Raw genomic sequence first — 17,190 nt, 5'->3', positions numbered from 1 at the left:
GGCGCCGACGCCAACCCGTACCTGGCCATCGCCGCCAGCCTGCTGTGTGGCTACATCGGCATGGTCGAAGGCCACAACCCGAGCGCGCCCGTGGTGGGCCGTGGCTACGAGCGCCGCAACCTGCGCCTGCCACTGACCATCGAAGACGCGCTGGAGCGTATGGAAAACAGCAAGACCATCGAGAAGTACCTGGGCCAGAAGTTCATCACCGGCTATGTCGCGGTGAAGCGGGCCGAGCACGAAAACTTCAAGCGCGTGATCAGTTCGTGGGAGCGGGAGTTCCTGTTGTTCGCCGTCTGATCCGCCGGGCGCCACTGCCCGCCAGTGGCGCCTTCACTGACACTAAGGAGAGATTGATGACTCATAAAAACCCGCAAACCCGCGAGTGGCAAACCCTCAGCAGTGATCACCACCTGGCACCGTTCAGTGACTTCAAGCAACTGAAGGAAAAGGGCCCGCGGATCATCACCCATGCCAAGGGTGTGTACCTCTGGGACAGTGAAGGCAATCAGATTCTCGACGGCATGGCCGGCCTGTGGTGCGTAGCCATCGGCTATGGCCGTGACGAACTGGCGGAAGCCGCCAGCAAGCAAATGCGCGAACTGCCCTATTACAACCTGTTCTTCCAGACTGCCCACCCACCGGTGCTGGAGCTGTCCAAGGCGATCGCCGATATCGCGCCAGAAGGCATGAACCACGTGTTCTTCACCGGTTCCGGCTCCGAAGGCAACGACACCATGCTGCGCATGGTCCGCCACTACTGGGCGATCAAGGGCCAGCCGAACAAGAAAACCATCATCAGCCGGGTCAATGGCTACCACGGTTCCACTGTGGCCGGTGCCAGCCTCGGCGGCATGACCTACATGCACGAGCAGGGCGACTTGCCGATCCCGGGTATCGTCCACATCCCGCAGCCTTACTGGTTCGCCGAAGGCGGCGACATGAGCCCCGAAGAGTTCGGTATCTGGGCCGCCAACCAGCTCGAAGAGAAGATCCTCGAACTGGGCGTGGACAATGTCGGGGCCTTTATCGCCGAACCGATCCAGGGCGCCGGTGGCGTGATCGTGCCGCCGGACAGCTACTGGCCGCGGATCAAGGAAATCCTTGCCAAGTACGACATCCTGTTCGTTGCCGATGAAGTGATCTGTGGCTTCGGGCGCACCGGTGAGTGGTTCGGTAGCGATTTCTACGACCTCAAGCCGGACATGATGACCATCGCCAAGGGCCTGACCTCCGGCTACATCCCCATGGGTGGGCTGATCGTGCGCGACGAAGTGGTGGCGGTGCTCAACGAGGGCGGCGACTTCAACCACGGTTTCACCTATTCCGGGCACCCGGTGGCCGCTGCCGTGGCCCTGGAAAACATCCGCATCATGCGCGAAGAGAAAATTATCCAGCGCGCCCATGAAAAAGCGGCACCGTATTTGCAGAAACGTCTGCGCGAGTTGAGCGACCACCCGCTGGTGGGCGAGGTTCGCGGGGTAGGGCTGCTGGGGGCCATCGAACTGGTCAAGGACAAGGCCACCCGGGCGCGTTACGAAGGCCGAGGCGTGGGCATGATCTGCCGGCAGTTCTGCTTCGACAACGGCCTGATCATGCGCGCGGTGGGTGACACCATGATCATTGCGCCGCCCCTGGTGATCAGCGAGGCGGAGATCGACGAGCTGGTGGCCAAGGCGCGCAAGTGTCTGGACCTGACCTTGAGTGTGCTCGAGGGCTGAGTGCTAGGCTTTGAGCGCGGTGCTTGCGGGCACTGCGTTCAAAGCAGATGTAAAAGCCTGGTCTTTTCTTGAAAGCCGGCCTTGGATCTTGCCAGACTACCCGCCGTTTTGGTTGCCCGGATATTGGCCGCTGAGCGAGTGGTTAAAAAGAATAATTGGAGCATTACGCATGAAGGCATTAGGTATGAAGTTAGCTGGCAAGACCCTCCTCGCCATGTCCCTGATGGGCGTGATGGCGGCGGCGGCACAAGCGGACGATAAAGTGCTGCACGTTTACAACTGGTCCGATTACATCGCGCCGGACACTATCAAGAAGTTTGAAGCCGAGTCGGGCATCAAGGTTGTCTACGACGTGTTCGACAGCAATGAAACCCTGGAAGCCAAGTTGCTCGCCGGCAAGTCCGGTTATGACGTTGTGGTGCCTTCCAACAACTTCCTGGCCAAGCAGATCAAGGCCGGTGTCTACCAGGAACTGGACCGCTCCAAGTTGCCGAACTGGAAGAACCTCAACGAATCGCTGCTCAAGGCGGTTTCGGTGAGCGACCCGGGCAACAAGCATGCCTTCCCTTACATGTGGGGCTCGATCGGTATCGGCTTCAACGCCGAGAAGGTCAAGGCCGCGCTGGGTGCCGATGCACCGACCAACTCCTGGGACCTGCTGTTCAAGCCTGAGAACGCTGAGAAGCTGAAGGCCTGCGGCGTCAGCTTCCTCGATTCGCCAACCGAGATGATTCCGGTGGCGCTGCACTACCTGGGCTACCCGACCGACAGCCAGGACAAGAAGCAACTGGCTGAAGCCGAAGCGCTGTTCCTCAAGATCCGTCCTTCGATCGCCTACTTCCACTCCTCCAAGTACATCTCCGACCTGGCCAACGGCAACATCTGCGTCGCCGTGGGTTACTCGGGCGACATCTACCAGGCCAAGGCCCGTGCCGCCGAAGCCGGTGACAAGGTCAAGGTCAGCTACAACATCCCCAAAGAAGGTGCTGGCAGCTTCTATGACATGGTGGCCATCCCCAAAGACGCGGAAAACGTCGAAGGCGCCTACAAGTTCATGACCTTCCTGCAAAAGCCTGAAGTCATGGCCGAAATCACCAACGCCGTGCGTTTCCCTAACGGTAACGCGGCTGCAACCCCATTGGTCGATAAAGACATCACCAGCGACCCGGGCGTCTACCCGCCAGCTGAGGTGCAGGCCAAGCTGTACGCGATCGCCGACCTGCCGGCCGCGACCCAGCGCATCCTGACCCGCAGCTGGACCAAGATCAAATCCGGCAAATAAGCCGATTTGCAGCACTCCCTGTTGCCGTCGTCGTGGCGAGGGCGGCAACAGGAAACAATTAAATGACAGAAAGTTTTGCTGGATTGGTTTATCGAGGGTAAGTTGCGCGCCGGTTTTGTTGCTGGGCAGCTTGGAGGCTGTCAGGTAGCGCGGGGCAACTTGGGCCCAACTATTTAAGAGGACCTCCACTTGCCTATTTCTTTATTTCGCAAAGCCATGCTGGCCGCCGCCGGCCTGACGCTGATGGCTGGCGTCCAGGCTGCACCGACCGTGCATATTTATAACTGGTCCGATTACATCGGTCAGAACACCCTGGCCGAGTTTGAAAAGGCCACCGGTATCAAGCCGGTGTATGACGTATTCGATTCCAATGAAACCCTGGAAGGCAAGTTGCTGGCCGGCCGTACCGGTTATGACGTGGTCGTGCCGTCCAACCACTTCCTGGGCAAGCAGATCAAGGCCGGGGCTTTCCAGAAGCTCGACAAGAGCCTGCTGACCCACTATTCGAACCTTGACCCGGTACTGCTCAAGCGTCTGGAAATGAACGACCCGGGCAACCAGTACGCGGTGCCGTACCTGTGGGGTACCAACGGCATCGGCTACAACGTCGACAAGGTCAAGGCCGCCCTGGGCGTGGACAAGATCGATTCCTGGAGCGTGCTGTTCGAGCCGGAGAACATCAAGAAGCTCAACAGCTGCGGCGTGGCCTTCCTCGACTCCGCCGACGAGATGATGCCCACAGTCCTCAACTACCTGGGCCTGAACGCCAACAGCACCAACCCCCAGGACTACAAGAAGGCCGAGGCCACGTTACTGGCAGTGCGTCCTTACGTGACCTACTTCCATTCGTCCAAGTACATCTCGGACCTGGCCAACGGCAATATCTGCGTGGCCATCGGGTTTTCCGGCGATGTGTTCCAGGCCAAGGCCCGGGCCGCCGATGCCGGCAAGGGTGTGAACATCGCCTATGCGATTCCGAAGGAGGGCGGTGCCCTGTGGTTCGACATGCTGGCGATCCCCAAGGATTCGACCAACGTCAAGCAGGCCCACGCCTTCATCAACTATTTGCTGCAACCTGAAGTGATCGCTCAGGTCAGTGACTATGTCGGTTATGCCAACCCCAACCCCGGGTCGGACAAGCTGATGGAGCAGTCCATCCGCACCGACGAAGCGGTCTACCCACCGCAGGAAGTGCTCGACAAGACCTACGTGTCCACCGAGTTGCCACCCAATATCCAACGCTTGATGACCCGCAGCTGGACCAAGGTCAAGACGGGTAAATAGTTCCACAGGCTCAAACTATCCAAGGTCCGCCCGCATGGGGCGGGCTGCAAATTTTGTTGGGAGTTTCGCAAATGGCAGTTGCCTCCGGCGCCTATAAGAAAGCCCTCGAGGGCGACCAGACACCTAAGCAGGTGCTGGTCAAAATCGACCGGGTCACGAAGAAGTTCGACGAGACGGTTGCCGTGGACGATGTGTCCCTGGAAATCAAGAAGGGCGAGATCTTCGCCCTGCTCGGCGGTTCGGGTTCAGGCAAGTCCACCTTGCTGCGGATGCTGGCCGGTTTCGAACGGCCAACGGAGGGGCGAATCTTCCTCGATGGTGTAGACATCACCGACATGCCGCCCTACGAGCGGCCGATCAACATGATGTTCCAGTCCTACGCCCTGTTCCCCCACATGACCGTGGCGCAAAACATCGCCTTCGGTCTCAAGCAGGACAAGATCCCCAGCGCGGAAATCGACGCCCGGGTGGCGGAGATGCTCAAGCTGGTGCAGATGAGCCAGTACGCCAAGCGCAAGCCGCACCAGCTCTCCGGCGGCCAGCGCCAGCGCGTGGCCCTGGCCCGTTCCCTGGCCAAGCGTCCCAAGCTGCTCTTGCTGGACGAGCCCATGGGCGCCCTGGACAAGAAGCTGCGCTCGCAGATGCAGTTGGAGCTGGTGGAGATCATCGAGCGCGTGGGCGTGACCTGCGTAATGGTGACCCACGACCAGGAAGAGGCCATGACCATGGCCGAACGCATCGCCATCATGCACCTGGGCTGGATCGCCCAGATCGGCAGCCCGATCGACATCTACGAGACCCCGGTCAGCCGCCTGGTCTGCGAATTCATCGGCAACGTCAACATCTTCGAGGGTGAAGTGGTGGACGATGCCGAGGGCCACGCCCTGATCACCTGCAAGGACCTGGACCGCAGCATCTATGTCGGCCACGGCATCAGCACTTCGGTGCAGGACAAATCGGTGACCTACGCGATCCGCCCGGAAAAGCTCCTGGTGACTGCCGAGATGCCGACCTGCGAGTACAACTGGTCCAGCGGCAAGGTCCACGACATTGCCTACCTGGGCGGCCACTCGGTGTTCTACGTCGAGCTGCCGAGCGGCAAACTGGTGCAATCCTTCGTCGCCAACGCCGAGCGCCGTGGTGCGCGGCCGACCTGGGGTGACCAGGTCTACGTCTGGTGGGAAGACGACAGCGGCGTGGTACTGCGCTCATGAACATGCGAAAGCTCAAGCGCCGACTCAATCGAATAATTCCCGGTGGCCGTCAGCTGGTCATCGGGGTTCCGTTCATCTGGCTGTTCCTGTTCTTCATGCTGCCGTTCTTCATCGTCCTGAAGATCAGCTTCGCCGAAGCGGACGTGGCCATTCCGCCGTACACCGAGATCTACAGCTACGTCGACCAGAAGCTGCAGTTGCTGCTGAACCTGGGCAACTACGCGATGCTCGGCGACGACGAACTCTATATCGCCGCATACCTCGGCTCGCTGAAGATGGCGTTCTTCAGCACCATCCTCTGCCTGCTGATCGGCTACCCGATGGCCTACGCCATCGCCAGTGCCCGTAAGGAATTGCAGACGGTGCTGGTGCTGCTGATCATGATGCCGACCTGGACCGCGATCCTGATCCGCGTCTATGCCTGGATGGGCATCCTCAGCAACAACGGCCTGCTCAATGGCTTCCTGATGTCCATGGGCTGGATCAACGAGCCGCTGCAGATCCTCAACACCAACATCGCGGTGTATATCGGTGTGGTCTATTCCTACCTGCCGTTCATGATCCTGCCGCTGTACGCGAACCTGGTGAAACACGACACCAGCCTGCTGGAGGCCGCGGCCGACCTGGGTTCGAGTACCTTCAACAGCTTCTGGAAAATCACCGTGCCGCTGTCCAAGAACGGCATCATCGCCGGCTGCATGCTGGTGTTCATCCCGGTGGTGGGTGAGTTCGTGATTCCGGAACTGCTGGGCGGTCCGGAAACCCTGATGATCGGCAAGGTGCTGTGGCAAGAGTTCTTCAACAACCGTGACTGGCCGGTGGCATCCGCCCTGGCGGTGGTGATGCTGGCGATCCTGATTGTGCCGATCATCCTGTTCAACCGCAGTCAGGCCAAGGAAATGGAGGGCAAGGAATGAAGCGCTTCAGTTTCTCCAGCCTGATGCTGGTGCTCGGCCTGTTGTTCATCTACCTGCCGATGCTGATCCTGGTGATCTACTCGTTCAACGCCTCCAAGCTGGTGACGGTGTGGGGCGGCTGGTCAATCAAGTGGTACATCGGCCTGCTGGATAACCAGCAACTGATGGGCTCGGTGATGCGCTCCCTGGAAATCGCCTGCTACACCGCTGTAGCAGCGGTGGCACTGGGCACCCTGGCGGCGTTCGTGCTGACCCGGATCACCCGCTTCAAGGGCCGTACCCTGTTCGGTGGCCTGGTCACCGCGCCGTTGGTGATGCCGGAAGTGATCACCGGTCTTTCCTTGCTGCTGCTGTTCGTGGCCATGGCCCAGGCGGTCGGCTGGCCTCAGGAGCGCGGCATCGTCACCATCTGGATCGCCCACACCACGTTCTGCGCCGCCTATGTGGCAGTGGTGGTGTCGGCCCGCCTGCGTGAGCTGGACCTGTCCATCGAAGAGGCGGCCATGGACCTGGGCGCGCGACCGTGGAAGGTGTTCTTCCTGATCACCATCCCGATGATCGCGCCTTCGCTGGCGGCGGGCGGCATGATGTCCTTCGCCCTGTCCCTGGATGACCTGGTACTGGCCAGCTTCGTCTCCGGCCCGGGTTCCACCACCTTGCCGATGGAAGTGTTCTCGGCGGTGCGCCTGGGGGTGAAGCCTGAGATCAACGCCGTGGCCAGCCTGATCCTGCTGGCGGTGTCTCTGGTGACCTTCCTGGTCTGGTTCTTCAGCCGGCGCGCCGAAGAAGCCCGCAAGCGGGCGATCCAGCAGGCCATCGAGGAAAGCGCTGCCGACTCCTGGAAACAGCCGGACGTGCGTCGGGCCCAGGCGCCGGAAACCGCCTGAGTTGCGGTTGTGTCATCAAAAAACCTCGCCCCGGTTTCCGGGAGCGAGGTTTTTTATTGGCCCTTGCCGGGGCAAGCGTACTTCAGAAGGGGATTGGGCTTGCGGGTCTCTTCGCTGGCCAGCCAGCTCCTGCAGCGCTGGTGATGGGTCAGGATTGCCAGGGTGAACGGCGAATCACCTCGACGAAATTCAACGCCTTGAACCCTGGCTGCTGGTCGGCCAGGACGTCGGTCTTGACGTTGCCGAAGGTGGTTTGCGGGCGATGGCGCAGGCCGTCGGCGAAGGCGCAGATGATGCATTCCTTGAAGCCTTCACCGCGCGGGTGGGCGTGGACCACGGCTTCACGCTGGGCCGCGGGGAACGCGGCGTAGTCGATGCCCAGCACATCCATCTCGACCCCGGCGGTGACCAGGGCCACGGTAGGGCGCAGGTGCTGGGGGATGCCTGGGGTGGTGTGCAAGGCGATGGACAGCCAGACCTGCTCGATATCGTCGGCGCTGAGGCCGTAGGGCTGGAGAAAGTCGCGTGCGGCGTTGGCGCCGTCGACTTCGAAGCGCTGGTCGGCGCTGCGCAGGCCCTCCACCAACCCCAGGTCGTGGAACATGGCGCCGACGTAGAGCAACTGCGGGTCGTAAGCCAGCTGCCGGCGTTCGCCGCTCAGGGCGCCGAACAGGAACACCCGGCGCGAGTGGTGATAAAGCAGGTCGGATTCGACATCGCGGATGTACTCGGTGGTGGCCCGGGCCAGGGCGCTGTCGGGTATCCGGATCCCGGCGATGGTGGAGCTCATGGGGCGTTCCTCGTGGCGGGCGCCGTTCTGGCGCTGGAGCCTTCAGTCTGTTACCGGCCCTTTCGGCCCACAATCGCACCGGGGCTGCGATCCCGGCCAACCTGCGTGCATTTCCTGCCAGTGCTATGTTCCCTCGAGCTTTGCTTGCGACAATTGCCCGCCGCTCGGGGTTGCCGGGCGCGGGTCATAGAGGGCTGTTTGCACCATGGGTAGAAGCGTTGCCGTGCTGGTTTTTCCGGGTGTCCAGGCCCTCGATGTCACCGGGCCCATGGATGTGTTTTGCGAAGCCAACCGGTTTCTGCCGGCCGAGGATCATTACCGCTTGCGGGTGATTGGCGTCGAGGCTGGGGCGCAGGCCTGTTCCAATGGCCTGCTGTTGCAGGCCCATTGTTCCTTCACCCAGGCCCTGGAGCCCTTTGACTTGTTGCTGGTGGCGGGCGGCCCGCAGGTGCCTGGCAGCCAGTTCAGCCCGGCCTTCTACGCCTGGCTGCGCGAGGCCTGCGCCCGGGCCAAGGGCTTCGGCTCGATCTGCAACGGCGCGTTCATCCTGGCCCGGGCCGGGTTGCTGGAAGGGCGCACGGTGACCACCCACTGGAGCGATGCGCCGGCGCTGGCTGCGCTGTGCCCGGGCACCCGGGTCGAGGCTGATCGCCTGTACGTCCAGGACGGTAGGCTGTTCACTTCGGCGGGGGTCACCGCCGGCATCGACCTGTCGCTGTACCTGTTGGCCCAGGATCATGGTGCGGGGGTGGCCCTGAGCGTGGCCAAGCGTCTGGTGGTGTTCACCCAGCGCACGGGGGGGCAGTCGCAGTTCAGCCCGTTTCTGCTGCCCCAGGCCGAGACCACCTCCACCGTGGCTCGGGTCCAGCAGCATGTGCAGGACCGGTTGCAGGCGGACCTGAGCATTGCCGAGCTGGCCCGGGCGGTGAACATGAGCCCGCGCAATTTTGCCCGAGTGTTCGTTCGAGAAGCGGGGGTGACTCCGGCGGAATTTGTCGAAGGCGCGCGGATGGATGCGGCGCGGGGGATGCTCGAACGCAGCGCGGCGCCGCTCAAGACCGTGGCCTACGCCTGCGGCTTTCGCGATGCCCAGCACATGCGCAGCGTGTTCAACCGGCGCCTGGGGCTGACCCCGCAACAGTTCCGCCTGAACTTCAGCACCGTACCCTTGTAGGAGCCGGCTTGCCGGCGAAGGCGTCCTTCAGCGGAGTGCAGGGCTTGCTGGCCTCTTCGCTGGCCAGCTCGCTTCTACACCCGCCGCTGGTCAGGGCGCGGGGACCCGGGGGCGTGCCGGCAGCAGCTTCAGGGTGCTGCGGGTGTTGGCGGTGACTTCCTCGTCGCTGAAGTGCGCCTGCTGGTAGACCCCTTCGATATAGGCTTCGGCCTGATCGTCGTAATGCTTGTCGAACAGCACGCCACTCTGGCCCACCGGGTTGATGGTCAGGCTGTGGGCCGGGTCGGCGAAGTCGATGATGCGCCGGGTCGAGGGCCCGTAGACTACTGACCAGGGCGCCGGGCCGATCTTGGCGGTGAGGTTGTTCGGCACCTCGTGGCTACCGGGGGCGTCCAGGGGGCCGACGTTGAACAGCCGGTCCAGGGGCTTCTGCATGCCCAGCGGGTGGCCGTGGGTCAGCGTGTGGGCCTGGCCCCAGCGCCATTGCGCCGGGTTGGCGCCCAGGGTCAGGCGCAGGTGGTCGATACTGGCGCGCCAGGCCAGCTTGACCGTGTCGGCGCGGCTTTCGCGCTGGGGCGTGGTGCGGTTGTCCCACCAGGGCGAGTCGGGGTCCGCCGCCAGTCGGGGCAGGGCGGCGTCCACCACCCGGGCCTGGATCAGGGCGTCGAAATAGGCGTCGCCGAGTTTTTCATGGAAAGTGGCATCGGCCAGGTTGAACAGGAACTGGTTGAACAGCGTCGCGCTGGTGGATTCCAGTGGATAGTCGCCCTGCCATTTCGCCAGTTGCTCCACCAGCTTCAGTTCCTCGGGGTCGCTGACCACTTCACGCAACACCGGCAACAGCGGCGCCAGCAGGCGCGGCCCGTAGGCGGTGGTGGTGCCCAACTGCAGTTTCTGGGTGTTCTCCAGGTCCCATTTCTGGCTCTTGTCGCTGAGCTGCCGATCCAGTTGCTGACCACGGTCGGCCAGGTTGTAGTAGCCGGGGATCTCCATGCCGGTGGGGGATACCGGCTGGAAGTTGGCCGAGACGATATAGCCCCGGGCCGGGTTCTCTTCCTGGGGGTTGGCGCTGAAGGGGTAGAAGCCTTCCTTGTCCGCCAGGCTGGTGCTGCCATCGAGGATGAAGGCCGGCTTGGCCCCCGCCGGGCGCTTGGGCAGGAGCGCCGCCGCCCACCAGCCGATGTCGCCCTTGGCGTTGGCCCAGACGATGTTCAGGCCCGGTGCATGGACCTTGGCGGCCGCAGCGCGGACCTTGGCCAGGGTGTCTGCGCGGTTGAGCTGGTAGAAGCCGTCGAGGATCGGGTTCGGGGTTTCCAGGAAACCCCACCACATGGCGATCGGCGCCTTGCCCACAGTGGTACCGAGCATGTCGTTGATGATCGGGCCGTGGGGCGACTGGCGTAGGGTCAGGGTCACCGGGGCCTGGCCCTTGACGGCGATCTGCTGCTCGCTGGTGATCAGGTCCACCCACTTGTCGTGGAACCAGACCTGATTGGGGTTCTCCGGGTTGACCTTTTCGGCGATCAGGTCGAGGTCATCGTTCTGGAACATGGTCAGGCTCCAGCCGAAGTCCAGGTTGTGGCCGAGGAAGGCGAAGGGCACCAGGGCCTGGTGATGACCGTAGAGTTCAAAGCCAGGGGCCGAGAGCTGGGCCTCGTACCACACCGACGGCAGCGAGTAGCGGATATGCGGGTCGCCGGCCAGCAGCGCGCGGCCGCTCTTGGTCCGCGAGCCGGAAACCACCCAGGCATTGCTGCCCTCGAATTGCGGCAGCCCGGCTTCTTCCAGGGCTTGCTGGCTCAGGCGGGCGATTCGGCCCAGGCCCTGCCAGTCGACGGCGGCCAGTGGCGCTGAAGGTGGGGTCTTGCCCTTGGCCAGCACGCCCTTGGGCTGCCAGTCGAGGTCGAACACCTTCAGGTAGTCATTGCCCAGTTCGTCGCGGATGTAGGTCAGCAGCGGCTCGGTGCGAAAGGCCATGGCAAAGCTGTAGGCCATGAAACCGGCGACGCTGACGGTGTCTTCTGCGGTGAAAGGCCGCTTGTGGATGCCCAGGACGTCGAACTCGATGGGGCTGGCGTGGCTGTCCTGATACTGGTTGATGCCGTCCAGATAGGCTTCCAGGGCCTTCCAGGCGGGTGACTGATGGTCGAGCCCGGCGATATAGCTGTCGGCCCGTTCGCGAATCCGCAGGCTGCGGAACAGTTTGTCGGTGTCCACCAGCTTGGGCCCCAGCACCTCTGCCAGCTCGCCCCGGGACAGGCGCCGCAGCACTTCCATCTGGAACAGCCGGTCCTGGGCGTGCACGTAGCCCAGGGCGCGGTACAGGTCGGCTTCGTTTTCGGCGCGAATGTGCGGCACCCCGCGTTCGTCGTAACGCACGGTGACCGAGCCTTGCAGGCCATTGAGCTCGACCTGGCCCTGACGCGTCGGCTGCTTGCTGTACAGGTAGCCGGCAAGCCCTGCCAGCAGGGCGAGGATCAGTACGGCGACGACGGTCAGGCTGCGTTTCATGCGGGCTCCTTGCTGTTGTTGTATTCAATGCCGCCTTGGGAGAGCTGCAGAGATTTAGCACAAGTCAGGGGCCCCGCGCAGGAGGCAGTCCTTGATTAGTCGCGAATGCCTTGTTCGGCCGGCCAGGGGCAGTAGCAGCCGATGGCCAGGGTGTGGGTGGCGCTGACCGGGCGATTGTCCTCAAGGGCCTGGAGGATGGGCTCGATGAAGCTGTTGCTGGAATTGCAGGTCAGGCCTTCGCTGTAGGGGCCGAAGTAGGCCAGCTTGCCGTTGCGGTCCCAGATCGCCACTGCCGGGCTGGCGGGGATCTGTTCCGCTCCGGGCAGGCTGTCGAGGTGCTTCAGGCGGCTCAGGGTGGCGGGTAGCTGGCCATGGCTGCCGGGCTTCTGTACGGCATAGAACTCCACGCCCCGCGGGCCATAGGTTTCGATCAGCTCGGCCAGGTGCTGCTGGTTACCGACATTGCAGGGGCAGGCCGGGTCCCAGAAATGTACCAGGCGGATCGCCCCGGGGCCGGCCAGTTCGGCGGGCAGTTGCAACGGGTCGCCGGAGAACATCGCGGTGTGCTCGCTGAACGCCCGCAGATAGCGGCCCTGGAACCATTCGTAGGCGTTCCACAGCACCACGGCGCAGATCAGGACGAGCAGGCTGGCAAGCAGGGGCGTGCGGTAAGACTGGCGCATTAAGATCGGTCCTCGAAGGTCGCGTAGCTTGCCATGCTTGCCGCGACAGATGAATATCGCAGGCCCAGAAAGCCCGTTTTGTCGCCGGTACCCCCGCTTTGGAATTCTCTATGCCCGCCACTTTCGACCCCGACCACCTGCGTGCCAGCCTGCAACCTCTGGTCGCCGGGCAGCCTTTGTCGGTGGAGGGGCAGGCCTACCAGCGTTTCTATGGGCTGGATTTCGCCGGGCGGGCGCTGGTGCCGCGTAGCCGCATGGGGCGTTTCCAGGTGGACGGCTACGAAGTGGTGAGCCAGGTCTGGTGGCCGGAGCAGCCACGGGCCACGCTGTTTCTGTTCCACGGCTTCTACGACCACATGGGCTTGTACCGGCATGTGATCGAGTGGGCGCTGCAACGGCGTTTCGTGGTGATTTCCTGCGACCTGCCCGGGCACGGCCTTTCCAGTGGCGAGCGGGCCAGTATCGATGATTTCGCGGTGTATCAGCGGGTGCTGCAAGGCCTGTTCGCCGAGGCCCGGTCCCTGGAACTCCCCGAGCCCTGGCACCTGTTCGGGCAAAGCACCGGCGGCGCGATCATCATGGACCACCTGCTCAACCAGGGCGCCGAGAGCCCGGCCCAGGGCCAGGTGATGCTGCTCTCGCCGCTGGTGCGGCCGCGGGCCTGGGGCTGGTCGATGCTCAGTTATTACGCGCTGCGGCCCTTCGTCACCGGCATTGCCCGGCGCTTCAGTGAAAACTCCAACGACCCGGATTTCCTCGCGTTCCTGCAGGTCGACCCGTTGCAGCCGCAACGCTTGCCGACGGCCTGGGTGGGAGCGCTGTCGCGCTGGATCAAGCGCCTGGAGGCAGCGCCCCGCAGTTCCAGGCAGCCGTTGATCGTTCAGGGGGATGCGGACATGACCGTGGACTGGCAGCACAATCTGCAGGTGATTCGTGGCAAGTTTGCCGCGCCCGAGCTATTGATGCTGCCCGATGCGCGGCACCATCTGGCCAATGAAATCCCGTTGTATCGCGATCAGTACTTCGCCTTTCTGACCCAGCACCTCTAGAGATTGGTGCAGCCGCTGCCGCAGGCTGCGAACGGCCCGAAGGGACGCAAGAGCCCAAGGCTACTGCAGGCTCGTCAGGCGATTGCCAGGCAAGGGCCTGCGGGCTCGGCAGCGGTCACAGGCGAGTTGCCGGGTCAGGGGGCGAGGCTGGAAGTGCTCTGGCCGACCGCAAGGCCGGCGCGAATCGCTGCCAGGGCGGCCTGGTAGTAGGCCTTGCCTTCGCTGGATTCGGCGAAGGTGGCGAACTCTTCCAGCTCCGTGTCGGACAGATCCCGATAGACGTACAGCAAGGTGTTGTTCAGGTCGTTGCCGATCTGCTGCATCAGCCGCTGGCGCTGGCCGTTGAGCATGCCCTGGGCCTGGCCGCCCCCCAGCAGGCCGGGAATCATCTGGCTCAGGCTGTCGGCGGCGACACCGGCAATCGCCAGGCTCACCTCTGCACCCGCTTCCCGGGCCGGCAGGGCCTGGGCCAGGTGGCCGATGATCAACTGGCGGTTGTCGCTGGCCTGCATCTTCGGCAGGCCCTGGGCGTTCTTGGCCAGCTGGTCGCGGCGGGTCGCCAGCAGTTCGGCGGCGACGATCTTGCGGCCCAGGGGCGACTGGAAGAAGGCCAGGGCCGGTGCGGGGTCCGCCAGGTTCTGCCGCAGTTGGGCCTCGGCGCGACGGTCCACGGCCTGGGGTGCGAAGCGCTGGTTGCTGTTGTCCACCAGGGCTTGATAGACCGCCGGCGGCAGGCTGCTCTGGTAGCGCTGCTGGGCGGCGCTGAGAGCATCGTTGAAATGCGCGCGCTGTTGCGCCCAACCGGCGACCTGGTACAACTGGTCGTGGCTGTCTGCCCAGGCAGGCAAGGCGCAGAAGATCAACAGTGAGAAAAGCAAACGGCGCATAAGGACTCCTGTCAGCAGGCGACTATTCTCCGGGGCAAGAGGGTAGTTGTCGAGAATTCGTATCAGCATCCCTCGGCAAACCGATGATGTGTAAGCCCATTGAAAAAAATGCTTCATCCTCCGCTCTGCGGCTCTGTCAGATTTTTCTGAGGCTGGATACTATGCGCGCCATGCAAATACCCTCTGATCATCCGCTGTTGTTGAACATTGTCGACGACCTGGCCGCCTGTGGCTGGTCGCAGCAAAATGTCTTCCTGTCCGAGGCTCTGACCCTCGAACTGGCGGCTGAGTGCCGTAAACGTGCGGCTGAAGGTGAACTGGCGCCGGCGGCGGTAGGACGCGGGCCGGCCCAGGAGATCCGCGAGGGTATACGCGGCGACCATATCCAGTGGCTCGAGCCCGGTCAGGCCCAGGCCTGCGATAGCTACCTGGAACTGATGGACAGCCTGCGCGAGGCTCTGAACCGAGGCCTGTTCCTCGGGCTTGAAGATTTCGAATGCCATTTCGCGATGTACCCGCCGGGAGCCTTCTACAAGCGCCACGTGGATCGCTTTCGCGATGACGACCGGCGCATGGTCTCGGCGGTGGTCTACCTCAATGAGGAGTGGCTGCCCGAGCAGGGCGGGCAATTGCGCATGTACCTCAATGACCGGGGGCAATACGATGTAGTCCCTGTCGGGGGGCGGCTGGTGGTGTTTCTTTCCGGCGAAGTCCCCCATGAAGTCATGCCCGCGACCCGGGAACGCCTGTCCCTGACCGGCTGGTTCCGGCGCCGTGGTAACGAGCCGTTCTGAATATGCACAAGATCCTGGTCAGCCGCTGCCTGTTGGGCCACCGCGTACGCTACGACGGCGGTGCCAGCGGCCCGTTCGATCAACTGGCCGCCTGGCAGCAAGAGGGACGAGTGGTTGCCTTGTGTCCGGAGGTTGCTGGTGGTTTGCCCACTCCACGGGCGCCGGCGGAGATCCCCGGCGGGCAGGGTGTCGATGTGCTCGAGGGGCGGGCACCGGTGATGACCTGCGAAGGTGAAGATGTCAGCGCCCAGTTCCTGGCTGGCGCCCGCCAGGCCCTGGAGCTGGTGGAAAAGCACCGGATCCGCGTTGCCGTGCTCAAGGCCCACAGCCCATCCTGCGGCAACCTGCTGACCTATGACGGCAGCTTCAGCGGGGTCAAGGTTTCGGGGGAGGGCGTCACCGCCGCGTTGCTCAAGCAGCACGGGGTGCAAGTCTTCAGCGAGCTGCAACTGCCCGAGGCCGCCAGCGCCCTGGCCGCATTGTCCTCGTAGCCGCTGCCGAGCTTTAGCGAGGCTGCGAAAAGGCCCTGAGGGCCTTGCTTGACGATTTCCCGCCGACCTCTGGCGGCCATGAAGCCCCTGGGTCCCTTCGGGCCGTTCGCAGGCTGCGGCTACAGGTCAATCCAGGCAGCTTGTGTCGTTTACTGCCCGGCTTCGGCCTTCGGCGGTTTGCTCGCGTCCATGCCGAACCATTTCTCCGACAGGGCCATCAGGCGCCCGTCGGCCTTGATCCGCTGCAAGGCGCTGTCCAGGCTCGCGCGAAACGCCGGGTTACCTTTCTGGAAGGGGATCGCCAGGCTCAGGGTCGGTCCGACCTTGGCGCCTTCCTTCACCGGCAGGCGGCTGTCGCGAATGGCGTAGGGAATCAGCAGGCGATCGCTGATGGCAGCGTCGATCTGCTTGTCCGCCACGTCCTTGATCGGCTGCTGGGCATCGGCGTAGCTGCGCAGGTTGATCCCTTCCACAGTCCGCGCCTGATCGACGAACTGGCTGCCCTGGGCCACCCCCAGCGCCTGGCCGCGCAGGGCCTGCAGGGAAAACAGCGGACGCTGCTCTTCCTTGCGCACAATCAACTGCGCACTGGAATAGCTGTAGGGTTCGCTGAAATCGAAACGATCCTTGAGTTCCGGGGTCATTGCTATGTGGTTGATCGCCACGTCGAACTTGCCGCTTTCCACTCCCGGGAGCAGTTCGGCGGCCTCGGTCACCACGAAGTCCGCGCGTACGTCCAGTTCACTGGCCAGCAGTTGCCCCAACTCCACCTCGAAACCGGTGAGTTTGCCGTCGTCCTTGAAATTGAAGGGCGGCGTATCGGCTTCCAGGGCGATGCGCAGCTCGCCGCGGTCATTGATATCGTCCATCAGTTCGGCTTGAGCGCAAGTGCTCGCAAGGGGCAGCAAAAGTAACAGGCCAGGCAGGAAACGCATGGTCACTCCTTGAATTTATATGAGCGATGCGCCGTTCAGGCTCGCTTTGCTAAGGTGTTGAGTGCCTTCGACAACGAATTGCCACGAAGTTGTCATAACCGTAAAAGATTTGCGGAAAAACTGGAGAAGATAATGAAAATTTTTATGTCGCGTGCTGCTTTGGCCGGTCTGTTGCTGGGAACCTCGATGCTGGCCGGTGCAGCGGAAATTCCGCGTACCGAGGCACCTGCCGGCGCCAAGGTGACTATCGTTTCCCCGGCCGACGGGGCCACCGTGGACAAGACCTTCAAGGTCAAGTTCGGCGTTGAAGGCATCGCCCTGGCTCCGGCGGGCGATCAGACCGCCAACACCGGCCACCATCACCTGCTGATCGATGTCGATCAGTTGCCTGCCGAGAACCTGCCGATCCCGATGGACGCCAACCACCTGCACTTCGGCAAGGCCCAGACCGAAACCGAAGTGACCCTGACCCCCGGCAAGCACACCCTGCAACTGGAACTGGGGGACAAGAACCACGTGCCTTTCAACCCGGTGATCGTTTCCAAGAAAATCACAGTAACAGTGAAATAAT

The 17,190-nt window shown here is 63.0% G+C and carries 16 protein-coding genes and 1 pseudogene; 12 read left to right on the top strand and 5 right to left on the bottom strand.

Going from position 1 to position 17,190, the window contains the following annotated elements:
* From F6S12_RS08550 to F6S12_RS08520, 7 genes and pseudogenes are all read left to right on the top strand, one after another.
* A pseudogene (locus tag F6S12_RS08550) lies at positions 1-300 on the top strand (glutamine synthetase); the annotation flags it as partial.
* Positions 301-356: 56 nt separating this feature from the next.
* Positions 357-1,721 (top strand): aspartate aminotransferase family protein, encoded by a 1,365-nt coding sequence (locus tag F6S12_RS08545; protein ID WP_011064100.1) that lies wholly within the window; start codon positions 357-359, stop codon positions 1,719-1,721.
* A gap of 184 nt (positions 1,722-1,905) precedes the next feature.
* On the top strand, positions 1,906-3,003 hold the full coding sequence (locus tag F6S12_RS08540) for a polyamine ABC transporter substrate-binding protein (protein WP_026020018.1): 1,098 nt from the start codon (positions 1,906-1,908) through the stop codon (positions 3,001-3,003).
* A gap of 189 nt (positions 3,004-3,192) precedes the next feature.
* Positions 3,193-4,287 carry a polyamine ABC transporter substrate-binding protein gene (locus F6S12_RS08535; protein ID WP_015637412.1) on the top strand — a complete coding sequence of 365 codons (1,095 nt, stop codon included), beginning with the start codon at positions 3,193-3,195 and terminating at the stop codon, positions 4,285-4,287.
* A 71-nt stretch (positions 4,288-4,358) separates the two neighbouring features.
* Positions 4,359-5,501, top strand: coding sequence for an ABC transporter ATP-binding protein (locus F6S12_RS08530; RefSeq protein ID WP_011064097.1), 1,143 nt, complete (start codon positions 4,359-4,361; stop codon positions 5,499-5,501).
* 35 nt (positions 5,502-5,536) lie between these two features.
* A complete protein-coding gene (locus tag F6S12_RS08525; protein ID WP_169892555.1) occupies positions 5,537-6,418 on the top strand; it encodes an ABC transporter permease subunit in 882 nt (293 codons plus the stop codon).
* Positions 6,415-7,305: an ABC transporter permease subunit gene (locus F6S12_RS08520; protein ID WP_011064095.1), complete on the top strand. Its 891-nt coding sequence runs from the start codon at positions 6,415-6,417 to the stop codon at positions 7,303-7,305. The genes F6S12_RS08525 and F6S12_RS08520 overlap by 4 nt, the downstream gene beginning before the upstream one ends.
* Positions 7,306-7,453: 148 nt before the next feature.
* On the opposite strand, the gene F6S12_RS08515 is transcribed toward F6S12_RS08520, so the two are convergent.
* Entirely contained in the window at positions 7,454-8,095 is a 642-nt protein-coding gene (locus tag F6S12_RS08515) for an HD domain-containing protein (RefSeq protein WP_011064094.1), read from the bottom strand.
* 205 nt (positions 8,096-8,300) lie between these two features.
* Here F6S12_RS08515 and F6S12_RS08510 point away from each other — a divergent pair, with 205 nt between their 5' ends.
* Complete coding sequence (locus F6S12_RS08510) at positions 8,301-9,269, top strand: GlxA family transcriptional regulator (RefSeq protein WP_019093423.1); 969 nt, start codon at positions 8,301-8,303, stop codon at positions 9,267-9,269.
* 90 nt (positions 9,270-9,359) lie between these two features.
* Here F6S12_RS08510 and F6S12_RS08505 read toward each other — a convergent pair whose 3' ends face one another.
* A complete protein-coding gene (locus tag F6S12_RS08505) occupies positions 9,360-11,780 on the bottom strand; it encodes a penicillin acylase family protein (protein WP_019093424.1) in 2,421 nt (806 codons plus the stop codon).
* A gap of 95 nt (positions 11,781-11,875) precedes the next feature.
* Positions 11,876-12,463: a DUF6436 domain-containing protein gene (locus tag F6S12_RS08500; protein WP_019093425.1), complete on the bottom strand. Its 588-nt coding sequence runs from the start codon at positions 12,461-12,463 to the stop codon at positions 11,876-11,878.
* Positions 12,464-12,573: 110 nt separating this feature from the next.
* Here F6S12_RS08500 and F6S12_RS08495 point away from each other — a divergent pair, with 110 nt between their 5' ends.
* Positions 12,574-13,512, top strand: a complete 939-nt coding sequence (locus F6S12_RS08495; protein ID WP_019093426.1) for an alpha/beta hydrolase — start codon at positions 12,574-12,576, stop codon at positions 13,510-13,512.
* Between the two features lie 134 nt (positions 13,513-13,646).
* On the opposite strand, the gene F6S12_RS08490 is transcribed toward F6S12_RS08495, so the two are convergent.
* The gene (locus tag F6S12_RS08490) at positions 13,647-14,399 is read right to left on the bottom strand and encodes a DUF2059 domain-containing protein (protein ID WP_011064089.1); all 753 of its coding nucleotides are present in this window, start codon (positions 14,397-14,399) and stop codon (positions 13,647-13,649) included.
* A 161-nt stretch (positions 14,400-14,560) separates the two neighbouring features.
* Between F6S12_RS08490 and F6S12_RS08485 the strand changes: the two genes are divergently transcribed.
* Positions 14,561-15,193, top strand: a complete 633-nt coding sequence (locus F6S12_RS08485) for a 2OG-Fe(II) oxygenase (RefSeq protein ID WP_011064088.1) — start codon at positions 14,561-14,563, stop codon at positions 15,191-15,193.
* Positions 15,194-15,195: 2 nt separating this feature from the next.
* Positions 15,196-15,684: a DUF523 domain-containing protein gene (locus F6S12_RS08480; RefSeq protein WP_011064087.1), complete on the top strand. Its 489-nt coding sequence runs from the start codon at positions 15,196-15,198 to the stop codon at positions 15,682-15,684.
* A 149-nt stretch (positions 15,685-15,833) separates the two neighbouring features.
* On the opposite strand, the gene F6S12_RS08475 is transcribed toward F6S12_RS08480, so the two are convergent.
* On the bottom strand, positions 15,834-16,619 hold the full coding sequence (locus F6S12_RS08475; RefSeq protein ID WP_011064086.1) for a transporter substrate-binding domain-containing protein: 786 nt from the start codon (positions 16,617-16,619) through the stop codon (positions 15,834-15,836).
* Positions 16,620-16,751: 132 nt separating this feature from the next.
* Between F6S12_RS08475 and F6S12_RS08470 the strand changes: the two genes are divergently transcribed.
* Positions 16,752-17,189 (top strand): DUF4399 domain-containing protein, encoded by a 438-nt coding sequence (locus tag F6S12_RS08470; RefSeq protein WP_011064085.1) that lies wholly within the window; start codon positions 16,752-16,754, stop codon positions 17,187-17,189.
* Position 17,190: the final 1 nt, after the last annotated feature.

Origin of the sequence: Pseudomonas sp. JV245A, assembly GCF_032424515.1 — a bacterium.
Lineage (GTDB): Bacteria > Pseudomonadota > Gammaproteobacteria > Pseudomonadales > Pseudomonadaceae > Aquipseudomonas > Aquipseudomonas protegens.
The sequence above is the reverse complement of the archived record's forward strand: the minus strand, read 5'-3'. Positions and strand labels throughout refer to the sequence as shown.